Annotated in this window: 15 protein-coding genes; 4 read left to right on the top strand and 11 right to left on the bottom strand. The window is 65.0% G+C overall.

What is annotated here, in order from left to right:
• Nucleotides 1–35: 35 nt before the first annotated feature.
• From BLQ92_RS15940 to BLQ92_RS15930, 4 genes are all read right to left on the bottom strand, one after another.
• The gene (locus BLQ92_RS15940; protein WP_090685502.1) at nt 36–629 is read right to left on the bottom strand and encodes a hypothetical protein; all 594 of its coding nucleotides are present in this window, start codon (nt 627–629) and stop codon (nt 36–38) included.
• 136 nt (nt 630–765) lie between these two features.
• A complete protein-coding gene (locus BLQ92_RS41090) occupies nt 766–5184 on the bottom strand; it encodes an autotransporter outer membrane beta-barrel domain-containing protein (RefSeq protein WP_090685501.1) in 4419 nt (1472 codons plus the stop codon).
• A 680-nt stretch (nt 5185–5864) separates the two neighbouring features.
• Complete coding sequence (locus BLQ92_RS40005; protein ID WP_176860756.1) at nt 5865–6014, bottom strand: hypothetical protein; 150 nt, start codon at nt 6012–6014, stop codon at nt 5865–5867.
• Nucleotides 6015–6166: 152 nt separating this feature from the next.
• The gene (locus tag BLQ92_RS15930; RefSeq protein ID WP_090685500.1) at nt 6167–6973 is read right to left on the bottom strand and encodes a hypothetical protein; all 807 of its coding nucleotides are present in this window, start codon (nt 6971–6973) and stop codon (nt 6167–6169) included.
• A gap of 258 nt (nt 6974–7231) precedes the next feature.
• Here BLQ92_RS15930 and BLQ92_RS15925 point away from each other — a divergent pair, with 258 nt between their 5' ends.
• Both BLQ92_RS15925 and BLQ92_RS15920 read left to right on the top strand, forming a co-directional pair.
• Nucleotides 7232–7729: a hypothetical protein gene (locus BLQ92_RS15925; RefSeq protein WP_090685499.1), complete on the top strand. Its 498-nt coding sequence runs from the start codon at nt 7232–7234 to the stop codon at nt 7727–7729.
• Between the two features lie 99 nt (nt 7730–7828).
• Nucleotides 7829–8752, top strand: a complete 924-nt coding sequence (locus BLQ92_RS15920; protein WP_090685498.1) for a murein L,D-transpeptidase catalytic domain family protein — start codon at nt 7829–7831, stop codon at nt 8750–8752.
• Nucleotides 8753–8819: 67 nt separating this feature from the next.
• Here the strand turns inward: BLQ92_RS15920 and BLQ92_RS15915 are convergent, their stop codons facing one another.
• Genes BLQ92_RS15915 through BLQ92_RS15905 form a run of 3 tightly spaced genes read right to left on the bottom strand, consistent with a single transcriptional unit; the run spans nt 8820 to nt 10828 of the window.
• A complete protein-coding gene (locus BLQ92_RS15915; RefSeq protein ID WP_090685497.1) occupies nt 8820–9500 on the bottom strand; it encodes a hypothetical protein in 681 nt (226 codons plus the stop codon).
• Nucleotides 9493–10164 carry a hypothetical protein gene (locus BLQ92_RS15910; protein ID WP_090685496.1) on the bottom strand — a complete coding sequence of 224 codons (672 nt, stop codon included), beginning with the start codon at nt 10162–10164 and terminating at the stop codon, nt 9493–9495. The genes BLQ92_RS15915 and BLQ92_RS15910 overlap by 8 nt, the downstream gene beginning before the upstream one ends.
• Nucleotides 10157–10828 (bottom strand): hypothetical protein, encoded by a 672-nt coding sequence (locus tag BLQ92_RS15905; RefSeq protein ID WP_090685495.1) that lies wholly within the window; start codon nt 10826–10828, stop codon nt 10157–10159. The genes BLQ92_RS15910 and BLQ92_RS15905 overlap by 8 nt, the downstream gene beginning before the upstream one ends.
• 262 nt (nt 10829–11090) lie before the next feature.
• Here BLQ92_RS15905 and BLQ92_RS15900 point away from each other — a divergent pair, with 262 nt between their 5' ends.
• Nucleotides 11091–11348: a hypothetical protein gene (locus tag BLQ92_RS15900; RefSeq protein WP_090685494.1), complete on the top strand. Its 258-nt coding sequence runs from the start codon at nt 11091–11093 to the stop codon at nt 11346–11348.
• Nucleotides 11349–11491: 143 nt separating this feature from the next.
• Complete coding sequence (locus BLQ92_RS15895; RefSeq protein ID WP_090685493.1) at nt 11492–12106, top strand: hypothetical protein; 615 nt, start codon at nt 11492–11494, stop codon at nt 12104–12106.
• A 143-nt stretch (nt 12107–12249) separates the two neighbouring features.
• Here the strand turns inward: BLQ92_RS15895 and BLQ92_RS40000 are convergent, their stop codons facing one another.
• From BLQ92_RS40000 to BLQ92_RS15880, 4 genes are all read right to left on the bottom strand, one after another.
• Nucleotides 12250–12387 (bottom strand): hypothetical protein, encoded by a 138-nt coding sequence (locus BLQ92_RS40000; RefSeq protein WP_176860755.1) that lies wholly within the window; start codon nt 12385–12387, stop codon nt 12250–12252.
• Between the two features lie 188 nt (nt 12388–12575).
• Complete coding sequence (locus tag BLQ92_RS15890; protein ID WP_090685492.1) at nt 12576–13085, bottom strand: hypothetical protein; 510 nt, start codon at nt 13083–13085, stop codon at nt 12576–12578.
• Nucleotides 13085–13669: a hypothetical protein gene (locus tag BLQ92_RS15885; RefSeq protein ID WP_090685491.1), complete on the bottom strand. Its 585-nt coding sequence runs from the start codon at nt 13667–13669 to the stop codon at nt 13085–13087. The genes BLQ92_RS15890 and BLQ92_RS15885 overlap by 1 nt, the downstream gene beginning before the upstream one ends.
• A 110-nt stretch (nt 13670–13779) precedes the next feature.
• The gene (locus tag BLQ92_RS15880; protein ID WP_090685490.1) at nt 13780–16824 is read right to left on the bottom strand and encodes a type IV secretory system conjugative DNA transfer family protein; all 3045 of its coding nucleotides are present in this window, start codon (nt 16822–16824) and stop codon (nt 13780–13782) included.
• Nucleotides 16825–16828 lie beyond the last annotated feature (4 nt).

The raw sequence follows: 16828 nt of genomic DNA, 5'->3' as shown, positions 1-16828 counted from the left end.
GTCCTCCGGGGCGTTTGCACATCAGGCGTTTCCGATCACTTCGGCACGTTGCTCGCTGTGATCAACGTGCCGTTCCTCAACGCCACCTCGTGGCCGGCCTGGATCCACCCGACCATGGTCGCGGAGGCTTTGGCCGGAGCGCCCAGAGCCTCGCTCAGGGACGCCACCGCACGGTAATCGTTCTGAAGGACCTCGTGCCGGTCGAACTGCACCAGGACGATGTTGATCTTGCCCTTCTCGTCAACCACGGCCAACGTCTGGGAGACGACCGTCTTGCCGTCCGCGTCCTTCACGGCCGGAAGTCCCTTGATCTCGACAAACTGCGGCGCCTTGGGATCGTCTTGCGGCGACGTCGGCACCCAGCAGGGCGACGTAGTATCGCCTTTGCCTTTGCACTCGGGAGCGAAAGCCGCCAGGGGCGTGTTGATGGGCACCCCGTTGAGCACCACCTTGCTCGGGTCCATCGTGACCGGCACGACGAACCGTGCGGTGTCGTTCGCGTGCACCGTGTCATCGGCGAAGGTCATCTGCCCAACATGAACCGTCGGCGTAGCGGCCAGCGCAAAGCCTGCCGACCCTGCGATGGCCAGACCGACGACAACCAGCCCAGCGATTGCGATCGTTTTCATAAACGTTACCTCCCTCAGTGTTGCCCACGCGACGGGGTGGGCGACCGTGTACTACCCATAGCAGCTCTGTCCGGCTTGTCAAACAGTGCCAGGGCACGGGCAAGCGCCCACCGGAGTGAGCGCTTGTCGTTGGCGATCAGAACGCCCACTTCGCCTGCACGCCACCACCAACACTGGTGTACCCCTTGCCGACCTGCACCGTCACGTTGGCGTCCAGGGAGAGGCCTTTGGCACGGTAGAGCGTGGCCCCGAGCACGACGTCCGCGATGTTGCGCACCGGCGATGCGCTGTTGGTGGTGAACGTGGTCGCGCCGAGGGCGTCCCCGTTGAACGTTGCGGTGGTGTTTGGCACGTTGCCCGCCCACTCATGTTCGTACTCGATCTTCCCGTAAGGCACCACGGTCCCGACCTTCGTCTCCACAGCCTTCGAGATCTCCAGCCCCACGCTCGTGCGCACCGAGTTGTACGCAGCGGAGTTCACCCCGAGACCCACGCCCGACCCGCCGTCCGACTCCGTGTAGCTGCCGATGTTCACGTGCTGCGCACCAAGACGCACGGAGGGCGTCAGGGTGTAGCCGTAACGCAGCGCCAGCGGCAGACCGGCTTCCACCTGGGCACCGTAGGACTGTCCCGAGAAGTGGCCGCTGGCACCGCCGGCGTTCACCCCGGCGAGGTTCACCGAGCGGCTCGAGTTGAACTGGTCGATGCTCGCCGTTTCTGCGATGTCAACGTAGAAGCGGCCCGGGTTGTAGTTCTGGTAGAGCGCGAGCCCGAACGCGTTGATGCCCAGGTCCTGGCCGCTGGCATCGCCCTTCGCGTTGCTTTGACCGTTCGCATACGAGAACGCACCGCCCGCCGTCCAGTTGGGACCGACCGACTTGTCCACGCCCACGGCCAGACCGCCAAAGGTCAGGTTCGAACCGCTCACCTCACCGAACGTGCCGCCCGAGGTCGTACCGCGTTGCTCCGAACCCCCGAACGCACGACCCCACGACTGCCAGCCGTTGCCGGTGGCAGCACCCGCTTGCGTCGCAGCACGCTGCGCTTGCGCACGGTCGGCGACCACGCCCAGCGCGCCGTCGTTGATCGACAGGATCGCGTCCCCGGCCTGGGCGTGCGTGATCGGCGCGAGCTGCGTACCGGCTTGCGTCACCTGACGTGCCGTACCGTTCGCCTTGATCCCAATGACCGTGTTTTCCGCGTTCAGCAGGCCCGGGCTGTTCCACCCGGAGTATTTCAGCAGCCCGTTCGTCGCAGCGACGGAGGTCTGCGTCAGGCCAGCCACGCCAACGTGAATCGCAGGCGGCGTCGGGTTGGACGGCGACGTCGGACCTGTCGGGTTCGTCGGCGCGCTGGGGCCCGTCGGGTTGGAGGGATCCGTGGGACCGCTCGGACCGGTGGGATTCGTCGGACCGCTCGGACCGGTGGGTCCGGTCGAGCCACCCGATCCACCGCCGGGATTCGACGGCGGGGTGGTCGTGCCACCGCCACCGGTTGAGCCCAGTTCGACGACCAGGTTGTTGCCGACCTGCGCGGTCGTGACCTGCCCGCTGTAACCGGCGACGGTCGCCGTGATGCCCGGCAGGTTGTAGTTCGCAACACCGCTCGTCGAGACCACCAGGAAGCGCTGCCCGTCTGCAAAACCAAACGCGGTGAAGGGCTTCAAAGCAATCTGGGTCGCCCCGTCGAACGTGGTGTTCCCCGACACGTTGAACTGCCCGTAGAGCGTATCGCTCGAGGTCCCTGTGGTCGTGGCCCCCGCTTGCACCTGCGAGGTCAGGGAACCGCCGTCAGCGACGTCGAGGTTCCCGTTCACCGCTACAGGCTCGAAGGCGATCACGGTCGAACCGCTCGCGACGTGCACGGTGTGCGTACCGACGTTCACGGTGTCATCGAGCGTGATGTTGCCCGAACCGAACGTCAGGTCCGAGTTCACGTTGTTGATCGTGCTCTGCCCCGAGGGTCCACCGGTCAAGATGCCCTGCTGGCCGGCGGCGCTGTTGCCGTTCGTGTAGTTCGGCGAGCCGGTGATCGTCAGCGGATTCGACGAAAGGTTGTTGATCTCGCCGATGATGAAGCCGGGCATGGCCAGGACCGGGACGTTCGACGTCGCTTCCAGCGTGATCGCTGCTTCGGTCGCGCTCGCACCGGCGCTCTCAACCACACCGTCCAGGACGACCGTCGCAGCACCGCCGATGTCGATCGCAGAAGCGCCCGGCGTTTCAGCAGCGATGGTGGGCTGCGAACCTTCGTCCCACCCCGTCATCGTCAGGTTCAGAGTCGAACCGGCGGACGACTTGATCCCGCTGCCGCTGCCTTGAGCCAGTACCTGCGCGTTGTCCTCAACGATCATCGTCAGCGTGCCCTCGTCGTTCACAGCGGAGCCCGACCCCAGCGACGTGATGACGCTGCTATTTTGCAGCGTGGCGGTCGCCGTCCCACCGGACTCGACGTTCAAGCCCGCGCCAGGCCCACCCGTGGCACCGCCGAAGATCCCACCGTTGCCGGTGAGGTTGAACGTGTCGTTCCCGTACACGTCCGCACCGTCCGCGTTGTTCGCCGTGCTGATCGCGCCAGCCACGTTCAGCGTCGTGGTCGTATCCGCTTCACCGACGAAACCGGCGACGCTGGTGCCGGTGACGTTGGAGCCCACGCCGATGTTCAACGTCGGCAGGATCCCCGCATCGTCGATCCCCGTACCGCCCTCGATCGAGGCCGAACCGGTTTCGGTGATGCCGTTGGTGATTTCACCGCTCGGGCCAATCAACACGCCCGTGCCGGTGGTGGTCGCCGTGATTTGTGCGTCACTGCCGGATTCAGTCATCGCACCGATGGTGCCTTGGGTCGCGACGCCCGCACCCGAGCCGCCGTTCGACGCGACCCGACCGGCGATGGCCAGGGTGTCGATGTCCGCACCCAGTCCGTTCGTCAGGGCGTTGCCGTTGCCGGAGATGATCGACGCGGTGGAGCCGACGATGGCCGACACAATCTGACCTTTGTTCACCACAGCGTCGCCGGCCGCGTTGGAGACACCGCCGTCCAACGTCAGGGTCGGGATGACGCCGGTCGGGCCGTTTTCGAAAGCACCCCCGGTGGCGTTGTTCGCCGACATCGTGCCCGTGCTCGTTTCCGTCACGGTCGTCGCATTGCCTTCATTTTCGAACGCGATGCTGTTCGCAACGTTGTTGCCCACGAGGTTGCCAGCGATCGTGGTGGTGGTGATGGTCGCGCCTTGCGCGTTGAGGATGGTCGAGTTGGTGTTGCCGGTGCCAACCGTCTCCACGGTCCCGCCCTGATCGACGTCGAGTTCGTTCACCTGGGCCCCGGCGAGATTCGCAACGGCGTTGTTCTCCGACGAGCTGGCGAGTCCGCCCAGCTCGACGGTCCCGGTCACATTGCCCGCGTTCCGTACGACGTAGCCCTCCTGGGTGGAGGTGCCCATGTCCTTCAGCCCCACAGCCGTGGCACCCGCTTCGTTGTTGAACGCGGCCGTGCCGACTGTGGACCCTTGAAGGATGCCCCCGACCGCTACGGTCGCCTGACCGAACGTACCGAAGACGTTGATGCCGTTACCGCCGCCGGAGCCGCCTTGACCGCTCACGGTACCCGTCGTGCCAATGGCGAGAGGACCCATAACAGCCGTCGTGTTCGTCGCGGAGCCGACCTTGATCGCATCGCCCTGCGTTTTCATCATCCCATTGATGGTCGTCCCGTCCACTTCGCCCTGGTCGTCCAGGCCGATCGCGCTCGAACCGGTGACCGTCATCGAGGCGCCGGCGTCCAGCGTGAACTGTCCGGTCTTGGAGCCTTGTGCATTTTCGTACAACGCCGTCATGGTCGTCGCCGTTGCGGACTCGTTGCCCGATTCCTCGAACAGTCCGACGGTGCCTTTGTTCAGTACCAGGTTGACGCCGTTGCCCAGGCCCACCTTCAATCCACCGGAATCCTGGATCGATTGGATGTCCGCGTTCACGTCGTTCTCGATCGCGTACAACCCGCTCATGGCGCTGCCCATGGAGGCACCCGCCTGGTTGATCACCTCGTTGATGTTGCCCTGGTTGAACAGTCCAGCGTTGGCGTCGGTCATGCTCTGCGGAGCGACGACACCAGTGCTGCTGGTGGTCAGGCTTTCGATCGATCCGGTCGGACCGACCACAACACCGTTGACCTGCCCCTTGATGGACCCTTCGACCGTCTCTGTGACGACGCTCCCGGTCACGACCTCGCCCGAGCCACCGGCGCTCCCGCTCGTGATGCTCGAGCCGTTGGGGGTGTCCCAGGTGTTGACCGCCGCAGCGCTATCCACACCATCGTTGCTGCCCGTGGCCGCATCGGTGCCACTGTTCGTCACGCTGTTGATGACCGTGCTGGTGTCGGGTCCAAACGATGCGCCGGTGGCGCCCCCGATGTCCACCGAGGAGGTGGAGGTGCTCACGACCACGGACTGGGCGTACGCCGGTTGCCCGGCAATCGCCAAGGCGGTGATCACGGCGAGGCTCAGGGCCTTGCGACGGGGATGGCTCAGGGATGCGTTGCGCTTCACGACGGTCGTCATGGGGTGTCTCCTCCTCAGGATGGTTGTGGATGTGCAGGCGTGGGGCGTGCCTGGACCAACCTAGTGGGTCGGACGAGGCTGTCAAGCCTGAAAGCACGAAAAGATGCAGATTAACGACAAACACTGAAGCCGTGCCATAGCACGCATGTAACCGAGTGGATTCAAGGAGGAATCTGCCCGATTTTGCGGGGCTGTCAGTAGGTTCTGGCACGCATGCGAACGTCAAAACCCTGGATGCCGGGCATCCGGTCGCCTCCGGCCCGTGCCCGGTGGGACAGCAGCACCGCCCTGGCGACAAAGCGCGCAGCGGGAGGATGGGACGCGCAAGCGGCCAGGGGTGGGGGAGAGCGCACAGCCCTTGGCCTCGCCATGGGAAACGCCCCGGGATCGGGGCGTTGGTGCATCCTGCGGCATGGTCCTGCAGGGATGCTCAGTAGCGGACGAACAGCGCCTCCTGGGACCACTGCACGACGTTCGAAAGCGGCGTGGCCCCGGCGACGTAGGGCGCGTCGATCACGGGGACCGCGGCCTTTTCGTACGCCCACACGTTCGCGTACGTCCCATCGAGCCGTGGGCAACACCGAAAAGCGACAAGGCGAGCAGGGCCGCGGTCATGATGGTCTTTTCAAGGTGGTCTCCTCGGATGGTTGTGGGTTGTGATCGGGGGGCCGCCGGGTCCGTCAGTGCATCAGGTGGAGCACCTGCACCACCGGTACGGCGGCAGCACCGAGAACGTAGGCGAACGGGGTGATCCGCGTGGCGATCGCCAGGCTGGCGAAGCCGGCGTAGGCGGTCAGGGTGACCAGAATGGCCATGGGCAAGGTCTTCATCGGGAAATCCTCCTCAGCAACAACGTGATCCACGGGGCGGGGTGGACATCCCGTTGGTGGCCACCCTTGGGCGGTTCACCTGGTGCAGCTCACCATGACGGGCCAACCGGAAAAGTCAAGGTTGGCCCGTCATGGTCGTGCCAGGGCACGGATCAGAACCCGCGTTCGAGCTGGAACCCGCTAAACCCATCCACATCGAGGCTGTGGACGCTGGGCACCAGGAAGGCGCGCAGGCGCCACAGGCCCCATTCGGCGGTCAGGACCGCACCGACGGCGGGAATGATGGGGCGGGGGCTCGTGGTGGACACTTGACGGGTCCGCTGGACGATCTGAGGGCTCTCGCCCGGGATGACTTGCCGGTAGCTTTGTGTGTAGGTCGATCGCTTGACGTAACCCGTGATTCCACCGACGGCACCGCCAGCGCTGAACACCACCTGGTTGCTTCCAGACCCGACCGCAAGATGCGCCGGCGTGGCGATGAAGAGGACATACTTCGATTCGACGCCAAGGCTGTTCCGATAACCACCAATCGCGACACCATAGTCCCCGTTCGAACGTTCGTAGCCGATACCAGGGTTGAACTCTTTGTAGTGGTACTCGGCACGCACCCCGCGGTTGAAGTGGATCGACGCCATGTTCACAGCGAGGTAGTTGCGCCACGGCTTCCCGTTGTCCATCCAGTTGAAAAGCGGGCTCGAGACGGATCCGAGAAGGTGTTCCTGGGACGGGGCGATGTCCGGACCCGTGTTGGACTCGGCCGGCGCTTGAAAAGTGCTCGTGGGGATGTCCCCGTCCTGGTCGAGTTGGCTCACCACACTTTCCGGGCGTTGACCGTTGCTGACCATAACGTTGCGCTCTGCATCGCTCTGGGCGAAAGCAGGCAGGGCGGTGAGGGTGGTCAGGGCAACCAGCGACAGGGCGCCGAGCTGCTTCAACCGGTATCGGTTCGTTCGCGTCATTTGGGTCTCCTCCCGTGACGACAAGGGTCTCAGAGGACCCGACCCGTACACCCATAGCAGAGCATTGGCTGCAGTCAACCCATCTGGGCGAGAAAAATAACCCGTGCCAATGCACGGATAGGCCGTTTCAAATAAATCTGGGAAATCCTTGGAAATCAAGGGCTCAGAGGGTTGACTTGCTGGTCGGTTATGCCAAGGTGGACGTAGAAGATCTCAAAAGACCGACACCCCACACGCCCACCCCCCCAGGAACCGACCATGCTGCTGTTTGAATCGCTCAGCGCCATCGCACGATGGACCACCGAGATGAACCCCGACGAGCCGAAAAGCGAGGCTCAGCTCGCCTTCGAATCGATGATGGACATGATCGACGAGATTCTGCGGATCGTTTTCATGGCCGCCATGCTCGAGAGCCTTATGGCTCGACCCGTGCAGCCCGCCCCGGTGATCGTCCCGATCCGGCCACTGCCGCGCGTCAATCCCGCGAACGAGGCGCAGCCCGCTCCCGGTGAGCGCAAGCGTTTCAGCATGAAGGACGTGCAGGCCAACCGTGGGCAGCGCATCGACGCAGCACGCGAGGCCGAGCCCAGCACCAGCGCAGCACCGATCACCATCCGCCGGCTCGACCTGGCGGAACGCCCGGGGGCAGGCCCGACCGCAAGCGTCATGCGCCACAACAAGCCGGGAAGCCTGGATTACCAGCAGGACAACGGGCTCGAGGAGTACCGCCCGCGTCGCCGGTTCAGCATCCGTTGAACCACCCTGGGCACCGTCGCTCCGGTGCCCGTTTCGCTTCACCCGCCGTCGCCCAACAACACCACAAGGAGGCGCACCACCACACCTTTGGAGGATCGATTGAACCCCACGCTCAAAACCCATGCCCACCGTCTGGTGGCGTTCACCGCAGCTTGCACGGCAGCGTTCCTGATGATCCAGGCCCCGTGCGGTGGGGCCGTGCCACGGCACCCACACGCCGGGGCAATCGTCGCCCCCATGGCCAGCCCTGAAACGCTGGTCGATGCCCCCACCGATTTCGACGTCCCGCAGCCGATCGTCGCTCCCGTGGCACCCATGGTGGATCCGTCGTCCCGCTTCACGCGGTTCGAGAGCATGCCTCAGCGGCTCAGCCTGGCGTTCGGTCCCACCCTGGACGGCATGCCGGTCACGGTGCGCTCCGCCGACGCGTTGCGCGTCAGCGAGGAGCGGCTGCAGGCGCTGGCGCCCACGCTCAACCCCGAGGCCCTGCACCTGGCCATGCGGGCGATGGCCTGCGCCGCGAAGCATTACGGGGACAAGGACCGCCTGGTGGTGATCGACTACAGCCTGCCCAGCACCGCGCGCCGGCTGTGGGTCTTCGACCTGCGCAACGGCACGCTGCTCTGGAACGAGTACGTCCTGCACGGGCGGGGATCCGGCACGGGGCTCTACGCCCGGTCGTTCTCCAACTCGCCCGACAGCAACCAGTCCAGCCTGGGGCTCTTCGAACTGCAGACGCCGTTTCAGAGCCAGTTCGGTCCCGCGATGTCGATGGTCGGCCTGGAACACGGGTTGAACGACAACGCGGTGGAGCGGGGCATCTGGCTGCACGGGACCGACTACGTGAACGACGAGCGGGCGGCTACGGGCCACGTGTCCCAATCCGAGGGCTGCGCCGCGGTGCAGCGGGGCGTCATCGTTCCGATGATCAACAGTCTGAAGAAGGGGGCTTACCTGTTCTCGTACTACAACGACAAAAAGTGGCAGCAGGCCTCCGGGTTCCTGAGCGGAAAGCTCTGCTGAGCAGGCAGAGGCACCAGGAAAGCACAACGGGGCCCTCGGGCCCCGTTCGTCATGCAACTCCGTCACGTCACGCCGACCGCGGAGGCTCGTCGCTGGCGTTGTTCGCGGCCTCCGCTTCGAACTGCTTCAGCTCCTCCAGCTTGCGCAGCACCCACGCGCGGTGTTCCGGCGGACCTTCGTCAAACCAACGGTCCAGGGACTGATCGAAATCGCCGCCTTCGCTGTAATCCCAAGCGTACTCGGCGGGCTCCTCGCCGGTCTTCACGCGCTCCATCCGGGCCAGCAGGGCTTCCAGCTCTTTGAGTGTCAGGGCGTACCCGGAGTAAGGGCTACGGATGACCAAGCGTCGAGCATGGACCGCGTTACGGGCCAGCAGGAAACGGCGGTGCATGGAACCCATGGTGCCGCGGTGCACGACCATGCACGGGGTGAAGAGCCAACGCAGGAACCAGCCGGACGTGCGTTTGGCCTCCAGCTCACGGAGCTGCTGGACCTGCCAACGCACGTCGTTCAGATCGTCCACGGTCTGCGGGCGCGCATCCTGGTGGTGGTCTTGGAACCTTTCATTCGCCAGGTCGTCCAGCGAGGTGACCACCACCATCGGGAGGGCATATTGGAAAGACGAATGCACGTCAAGCTCGCCAGCGTTGCCGATCACCAGCTTCACGCAGCCGTCGGGGTAGGGGTAGACGCCTTCTTCGCAGAGGGGCGCCTGGGCGTCACGCACAGGGTTCGTCAGGTCAGTCATGATGGTCCTCCTCGTGGGACGAACGGACCTCATCGGGATACGTTTCCTTGAACGCCTTGATCGCGTCGGTGTACCAGGCCTTCTCCTCCGGCGGCATCGTGGTCCACCGGCGCTTGGCGTGGCGATCGAAATCCCCGCCTTTCCTGAAGTCCCAGGCGTATTCGGCGGACTCCTCGCCGGTTTTGACGCGCTCCATCCGGGCCAGCAGCGTTTCAAGGTCGCTCAGCGACATCGCCATGCCCGCGTAGGGCCTGGGGACCTCGCGGTCGTGAGCGTCCGTGGCGGACACGGCCAGCACGAAGCGGCGATGCAGAACGTCCATGGTCCAGCGGAACGTGACCATGTACGGCCTGCGAAGCTTGCGCATGAGCCAGCCGTCCCGACGCTTCGCGTCCAGCTCCCGGAGCTGCTTTACCTGCCACCGCACATCGTCCAACGATGACACGGTGTGTGCGCAGAAGCCCGGGTAGCGATTGTTGAACAAGGACTCGGCCACATCGTCCTTCGTGCTGACGAGGATCAAAGTGGCCAGGCGCGCGATGTCGGCATGGCCGCCCAGCTCGAGCGCCATCACCACCTTTACGCAGGCATCCGGGTAGGGGTAGTGGCCTTCTTCGCAGAGGAGCGTCTCGTCGTCGCGGACAGCGTTCGTCAGATCAGTCATGATGGTTCTCCTCGTTGACCTTCTCCTCGTTGACCGTTAGGGGGAAATAGCGCAGGTAGTTCTTGTATTGTTCGTGGGACCACGCCTTTTCCTCAGGGGTCCATTGCGCGATCCGACGTTCGGCGCTGCGCTGCCAATCCCCACCGGGGCCGTAGCTCCAGGCGTAGTCAACCACCTCCTCGCCGGTCCGGGCCCGCTCCATACGGGCCAGCAGCGCTTCCAGCTCGGTCAGGGACACGGCAACGCCCACGTACGGTTGCGGAATCACGGCGCGGCAGGCCTGGGCCGACGTCCCTGCCAACAGGAAGCGGCGGTGCAGAACACCCATGGTCCAGTGGAAGGTCACCATGTGCGGCTCCCGGAGCTTGCGCAGGAACCAGCCGTCCTTCCGGGTGGCTTCCATGTCGCGAAGCTGCTGGACCTGCCAGCGCACATCGTCCAGGGACGACACCACCTGCGGTGCGAATCCCGGAACGCGATGCTTAAACAAGGCCTCGGCGGCGGCGTCCTTCGTGCTGACCAGCACCATCGATCGCATCGGATCGAGCACGGAACGAAAGCCCGTCTCCTCCGTCACGCCCATCACCAGCTTCACGCAGGCATCCGGGTAGGGGTAGTGCCCTTCCTCGCAGTCAAGGGCATCGTTGTGCTCCTCGTTTTCCATGGGTCGGTCTCCTCGTTGGTCCATACCGTGCAATGGCACGGGTTCACCCGGCTGGGTGGTTCAGAACCACCTTCGCAGGTTACTGGGGCTTGTCAAACGATCCGGGATCGATCGGGCGCCCGTCGCCCCCAGCCGGGCCAAAAACTTGCCATTGGACGCGTAAGGGGATGTACTCATCCCTCTTGCATTGCGGCTCAGCATCGCTAGGGTGGAAGGTGTGCCCGGGCACGGACGATCACCTGCCCACCGACCGGAGAACCCCATGACCCTCGATCCCGTATCGCCCACCCGCAAGCGCGGCCGGCTGGCCATGACCAGCCGTGTGGACCCTGCCGTTCACCGTGCGGTGACCGCCGTCGCGCGGCTGGACGGCCTCACCCTGTCCTCCTGGCTCGCCCGCACCGTCGAGCGGCACGAGGACGTGAAACGCCAGCTTTCGCTGCAGGACAAACCGGCCGAAGCCGCGGGTCTGCACACACTGGGGCAGGGTATTCAGCGCATCCTGGGCGGGCTCCGATGATCGCGTGCCGCCCCAACCACCTCCACGCCGCGCGCACGAAGGGCGGCACCCTGGCATCGCGCCGGGGCGCCCGGTGGGCCGTCCGTGCGGCGAGCCCGTTCGCTCCCTCAAGATCCTCGCAAGCGTCCACCCAGGAAATGACCATGAGCATCACCCCCAACGACCCGCAGGCGATGGCCGACGCGGCCGACTTCGAACGGTTGTGCGACGCGTACGACCAGCAGCACAGCGCGCCAATCGTCACGCCCGGTGAGGGCAGCACCCCGGGCCAGGCGCCGTTGGCGGACGCGACGTTCGCCGGGGCGCTGGAGCGCATCACGGCCAGCCTCAGGGTGGTGCAGGTCGTGCGGCCCGAGGCATCGTGGCAGGAGCCCGACCCGGAGCTGTCGGTGCTGGTGAGCATCACCATCGGGGAGCACGAGCACCAGGTGTTCGTCGCCGAACTCCCGGACCCTGACATCCAGGGCAAGGCGCGGGCGCTCGGGCGCGTGGTGGAGCGCACCGTCAAGGTCGCCGACCTCGATGCCCTGGCCCGGTTCCAGGCGGAGTTCAACGCCCGGGTGGTGCCGCTCATCAACGAGCAGGAGAACTTCGCCGGCATGGCCGACCTGTTCGCACTGTCGTCGATCGAGCAAGCCATGCGTGACCTGGCGGCCCGGGTGGCTTTCGAGGAGCACCTGAACTGGACGGGCGCGTCGTGGGACGGCAAGTCCTGGCGGATCCCGGACCAGGGCACGGGTCCGCGGTGGAGCGCCTGACCCCAACACCTGGAAGCAGAAGGCAGGGAACGGCGCCTCCGGCCGTTGGGCTGGAGCCCAAGGTCAGGCCCAGGGCAACGGGCGTCAGCGAGTGCAAAGGGGGCCGCGAGGCCCCCAAGGTTGTTCCAGTTCGTTGGAACCGCTCAGCGCGCGGACGGCGCCGCTTGCGCTTGCACAGGCGGTGAGGCCAGGCGTTGAGCCCGCTCCGCCTGGAACTGGGCGATGCGTTCGGTGAGGCGTTGCCGGGCTTGCTCGGGGCTGGTGGTGCGGACGCAGGTCATGGTGATCTCCTCGGGGGCGGTTGGAAGGGAGCAGCGCAAGGGGAACTGAAACGCTCACCTTGAAGGACCACCTTAGTGGACCCGACCGACCCGTCAACCCCTTTGCAAGAAGATTCTGCGGCCCATGAAAAAGCCCAGCGTGGAGCTGGGCTTGATCGGTTCAGTGGCCTGGCCACGGCACGGAGCGCTCAGCCCCCGTGGGGCATCAGAAGGAGCAACGCCCACGTGTTCACCCGCAGCCACAGAATCGCGAGGTGGTCCGTGAGGGTGAGCGACCGGTTGCACAGGTCCTGGTCCGCTTTCACCGCGGCGTCGTGCGCAGCGCGCAGCGTCGCCTGGTACTGCTGCCACCCGGAGGTGGGGGCGGACGCATCAACGGGGGCGGCCGGCTTGCTCGATCGCGCGATCGCGTACGCCAGGACCCGCTCCGAGCATTCGGTCCGGCTGTACCTGTACCGTTCCGGGTGCGCCTGCGCGTCCGCCTCGACCGCTCCACCGTCGGGCGATGCGGTGGTGGCCGGGGTCCCCGTGGTGGTGCCCACCGACGTGTTGTTCACGATCGGGGTCGGCGCAGCCGGGCCATGCCGCAGGTGGCGACCCACGGCCATGGCCAGCACGAACAGGATCACGAACCCGAGGGCGGCCAGGGCGTAGGGCTTGGCCTGGGCCATCGGGGATTCAGGTTTCATCGTGGTCATCATGCACCTCCCTGGGCATTGGGAACGAAGAAGCATGTCGCCGCTTTGGTCTCGTCGAGCATCGCGTTTTCCGCACGCGACCCCGTGGCCTTCATCGCGCTGATGACGGTGAACGGTGCACGCGCGAGGGTCAGGGACGGGCAGGCGTTGCCGCCGGTGGCCCACCATGCGGCGAGGACCACGCTGAACAGCCAGGCGTTGAGCACCAGCACAACGATCACCACGCCCAGGTCGATCCGCTCGCCACGCAGCCGTTGCTTCACATCGTGGAGAGCGGCCTGCTGTTCCTTAAGATCGTTGGCCGAGAAGTCCTGACCCCGGGGCCGATCGCTTTCGATCCCCGAGCGCTGCCGCTCGAGCGCCCCCTCGACGACCTGGACGTTCTTCGTGATGACGCGCTCCTGATCCTGATCGCGTCGGTACGGTGGGACGTTGATCGCCAGCGAGGCTAGGAGCAGCACGAACAGGACGGCGCAGGCGCCCAGCACAAAATACCCGCCCAGCAGGACGACCGCGAGCAGCACGACGAACAGGAAGGGCGCGAGCCAGCGGATGCTGTGCCGGGATGGGGTGTTGGGGTTCATGCAGGACCTCCTCCAAGGTTTCGATGCGCCCACCTTCGCAGGTTTGACGTGAATGTCAAACTGTGCCAGGGCACGGGGAAGGCCCGGTCACCCGGGCCCTCCAGCATGGCTTACGCGGCTTGCTTCGTCGGGTCGTTGGAGCCACCGCGTTTCGCCTCCGAAGCAGCACGTTTCGTCGCTTCGGCTGCAGCCCGCGCGTCCATGACGTCGTAGATCGTCGGGATGCCCTGCAACCGGGCGTACTCACGGATCTGCGCGATCGACAGCTTGCCGATCGTCGTGGCGATGTCGCGACGCGGCACACCTCCCCGGTTGATGCTGACGACGGCGGTGCGGGGCTGGTCGAGCAGGGCCCATCGCTCTTTGGGGAACAGATCGATGTCCTCCTCCCGTTTCCCGTTCTTTTTATCGATGTTGAAGGACGGGGGTGCGTAGTCATCGTGCTTGACCGTCCCGCCCATGAACAGCCGGCTCATGGCATTCCCGGTGCGCTTGGCCAGGCTCTTCACCAGCGACCCGGTACCTACCACGGCCTCGACAACGTTGGTCGTGACCGCGCCCACGGTGAACATCGTCGCGAGCTTCAGCAACGACATGGGCAGGCGACCGGAATGGTCGTCGGCGTTGTGGAGCGCCTCCCGGTCCTTCTTCGAGAGGGTGACGTCCGCCGGACGGCTCAAGTCGTATCGCAGGCGTTTCAACAGCGCAAGACGCTTACCCGGTTCCAGTTCGCGCTGGCCCGTGGCCAGGTCGTCAAGAGCCGCCTCGTGCTGACGCTGGAAGTCGGTCGAGAGCAACGTCTTCAACCCGCCGGTGAGGTAGTAGGTGTAGTTGAACACTTTTTGCATTTTCAGGCGGCCGTTCGCCCACCGGTTCGAGTCCTCGGTGGACTTCAACGTGACCCACGACACGAAGTTCGCCATGAACGCCTTTGCGTTGTCATCCCCCAAGCGGCCGGAGAACTCGTTGACCGTTTGGGTCGCATACACGCAGTACAGTCCGAGCGACCTGGCGATGGACAACATTTTTCTCTCGTCGGCATTGGCACCGGACACCAGGAGTTGAGCTTCGTCGGCCATGCACAGCAACGGGCGCTGGTCAGGGAACTTCGTCTCCCAGTCCTCGGGGCGGGCCTGGATCGCATTGAAAACGCGTTTCTTCGCCAAGGTGGTGATGATCACCCCAGCCTTCTTGTACAGCGTCTCCGGCAGGCAGATACCAACCACGGCACCGCGCAGGCACTCGAGGATGTCGCAGCCATGTTCGAGATACGCCCAATGCCCGAGTTTCGTCGAACGCATGATCGGCGTGAACCACGAGGACAGCGTGGCACGGATGTCCGACCGCAAGTCGGCGCGCAGACCAGGGAGTTCGCGACGGGCAAAGGTCAACGACTGCTGGATGAGCTTGCCGTTGCTGTTCCCGGCGATCATGTCGGGGTGGTTCGTGGTCAACCAGCCCACGATTCCGTTCCCGGCGGGCACGGGCGGCGCGATGGACGGCAACAGCGGCGCGGCACCTTCGGCCGGTGCCGGCGGCGACATACCGCTGATGAACAACGAATCTTCCATAAAGAACATGGTGAAGTCATTCAGACCGGCAAAATACCAGCGGAAATGACGCATGGCGTCCTGGTAGAGCGTGGGCACGGACAGGCCCTTCTGCTGACGCCACGCCACGTACTGCTCCCAGCCCGTGAAGCCCCAGGACGAGCCGTCGGATTTCGGTTTCTTATTGCGCACAGCCTCGTCCAGGGCGTCGGACCAGGCCTGGTAGTTCGCAAAGCCCGCCTTCTTCGCTTTCGCCTCCAGTTGGAGCTGCTCGAGCCGCATGCACTCCCACAGGAGTAGGGAGGAGTGGCTCAGCCAGTTACCCGGGCTGACCTTGAAGAAATCGTCCTGCTCGTCGGGCTTCGTGTTGTTGACCTCGAGCATCGCGGCGGTCACCTCATCGGGCGTCATGCCTTGCAGCAACGCGATCGGCTGGCCGCCCGGCTCCGGGGAGACCCGAATGATGTTCAGCACCTTGTCCAGGCCCTGCTCCATCAGCGCGGCGATGATAACGTCCGGAAGCTGACCCTTGCCGTCCAGGAAAAACCCGCCACCGCAGTTTTCGAACTTGCCGTTGCGGATCGTCCCCATGGTCAACCACTGCTGGGCCAGAGGGATCATGATCCCGTAGGTCTTGCCGGAACCCGTCTGACCGATCACCAGCAGGTGGGTCGAGAGATCCTCATGCGCCGAGATGCCGAGCGGCATGCCGGCGTCCGGGGCGAGCGGATCATGCAAAAACTTCATATCCCCACGGGCGATAGCGAGAACGAGTACCGGACCGTTCTTCGCGAAATCGGCCGCGTTCAGCACCTGGGTTTCACGCTTCGCCAAGTCCGGCGCATCGTTGGGCTTCTCGTACCCGGGCGGGAGCTGAAACTGACGCTCCTTCCCCGAGCGGTTGTTGAGGAACGATTCCAGAAACGGGCGAGCCAACATCAACGCATTGCCCGCGGCGACGATCGGCCCTGCGTACTCGCCCAGGAAGTATGAGGCTGCGGTCTGGATCGTCGTGATACCCAGGGTGTACTGCGCGGTCGGGCGGACCACGTAACGCCAGTTCCGACCCAGCAACGCCAGGGTGCCGATGGCGTACGAGGCCTGGGTCAGCACGAAACCGGGCAAGCCCATGTGACCTGCGGCCATAAGGGCTTCAGACGCGACGGTCACCAGCGGGTGGGCATAGAGCAGGGCGGTTTCGGCCATGCTGGAACCACCCTGTCCGATCTCACAATCGTCACCGTTCACTTTAATGACCTGAACAAGCGGCACGCCCCTGCTCGACACGGCGGAGTCGCCCAACTTATCCTGCAGGTCGAACGGCGCTACCGTGGTGTTCACGCCTTTGCGCCCGAAATACTCGGCGCATTGCCGCAGAACGTTCTTGCGGATGCGATCGACGGAGCCGTTCCACACCAGGGTTGCCGCCCCGTCGGCGCGCATCCCGGCCGCCAACGTTTCGATGAAGGCTGCAGCGTTTCGATCGTAAGGCGGCGCCTTGACCTTCGTGGGGTCCATCGCCACCGCCAAAGCGGTAGCCTTCTCGATCGGCTCTTCGTCCAGCTTCGGGCCCACGTTCCACGTGGTCGTTTCCTTCGTCTCCATGCGT

The organism is Paraburkholderia phenazinium (genome assembly GCF_900100735.1).
Lineage (GTDB): Bacteria > Pseudomonadota > Gammaproteobacteria > Burkholderiales > Burkholderiaceae > Paraburkholderia > Paraburkholderia phenazinia.
Note: the sequence above shows the minus strand (reverse complement) of the source record. Positions and strands in the feature narration are given on the sequence as shown.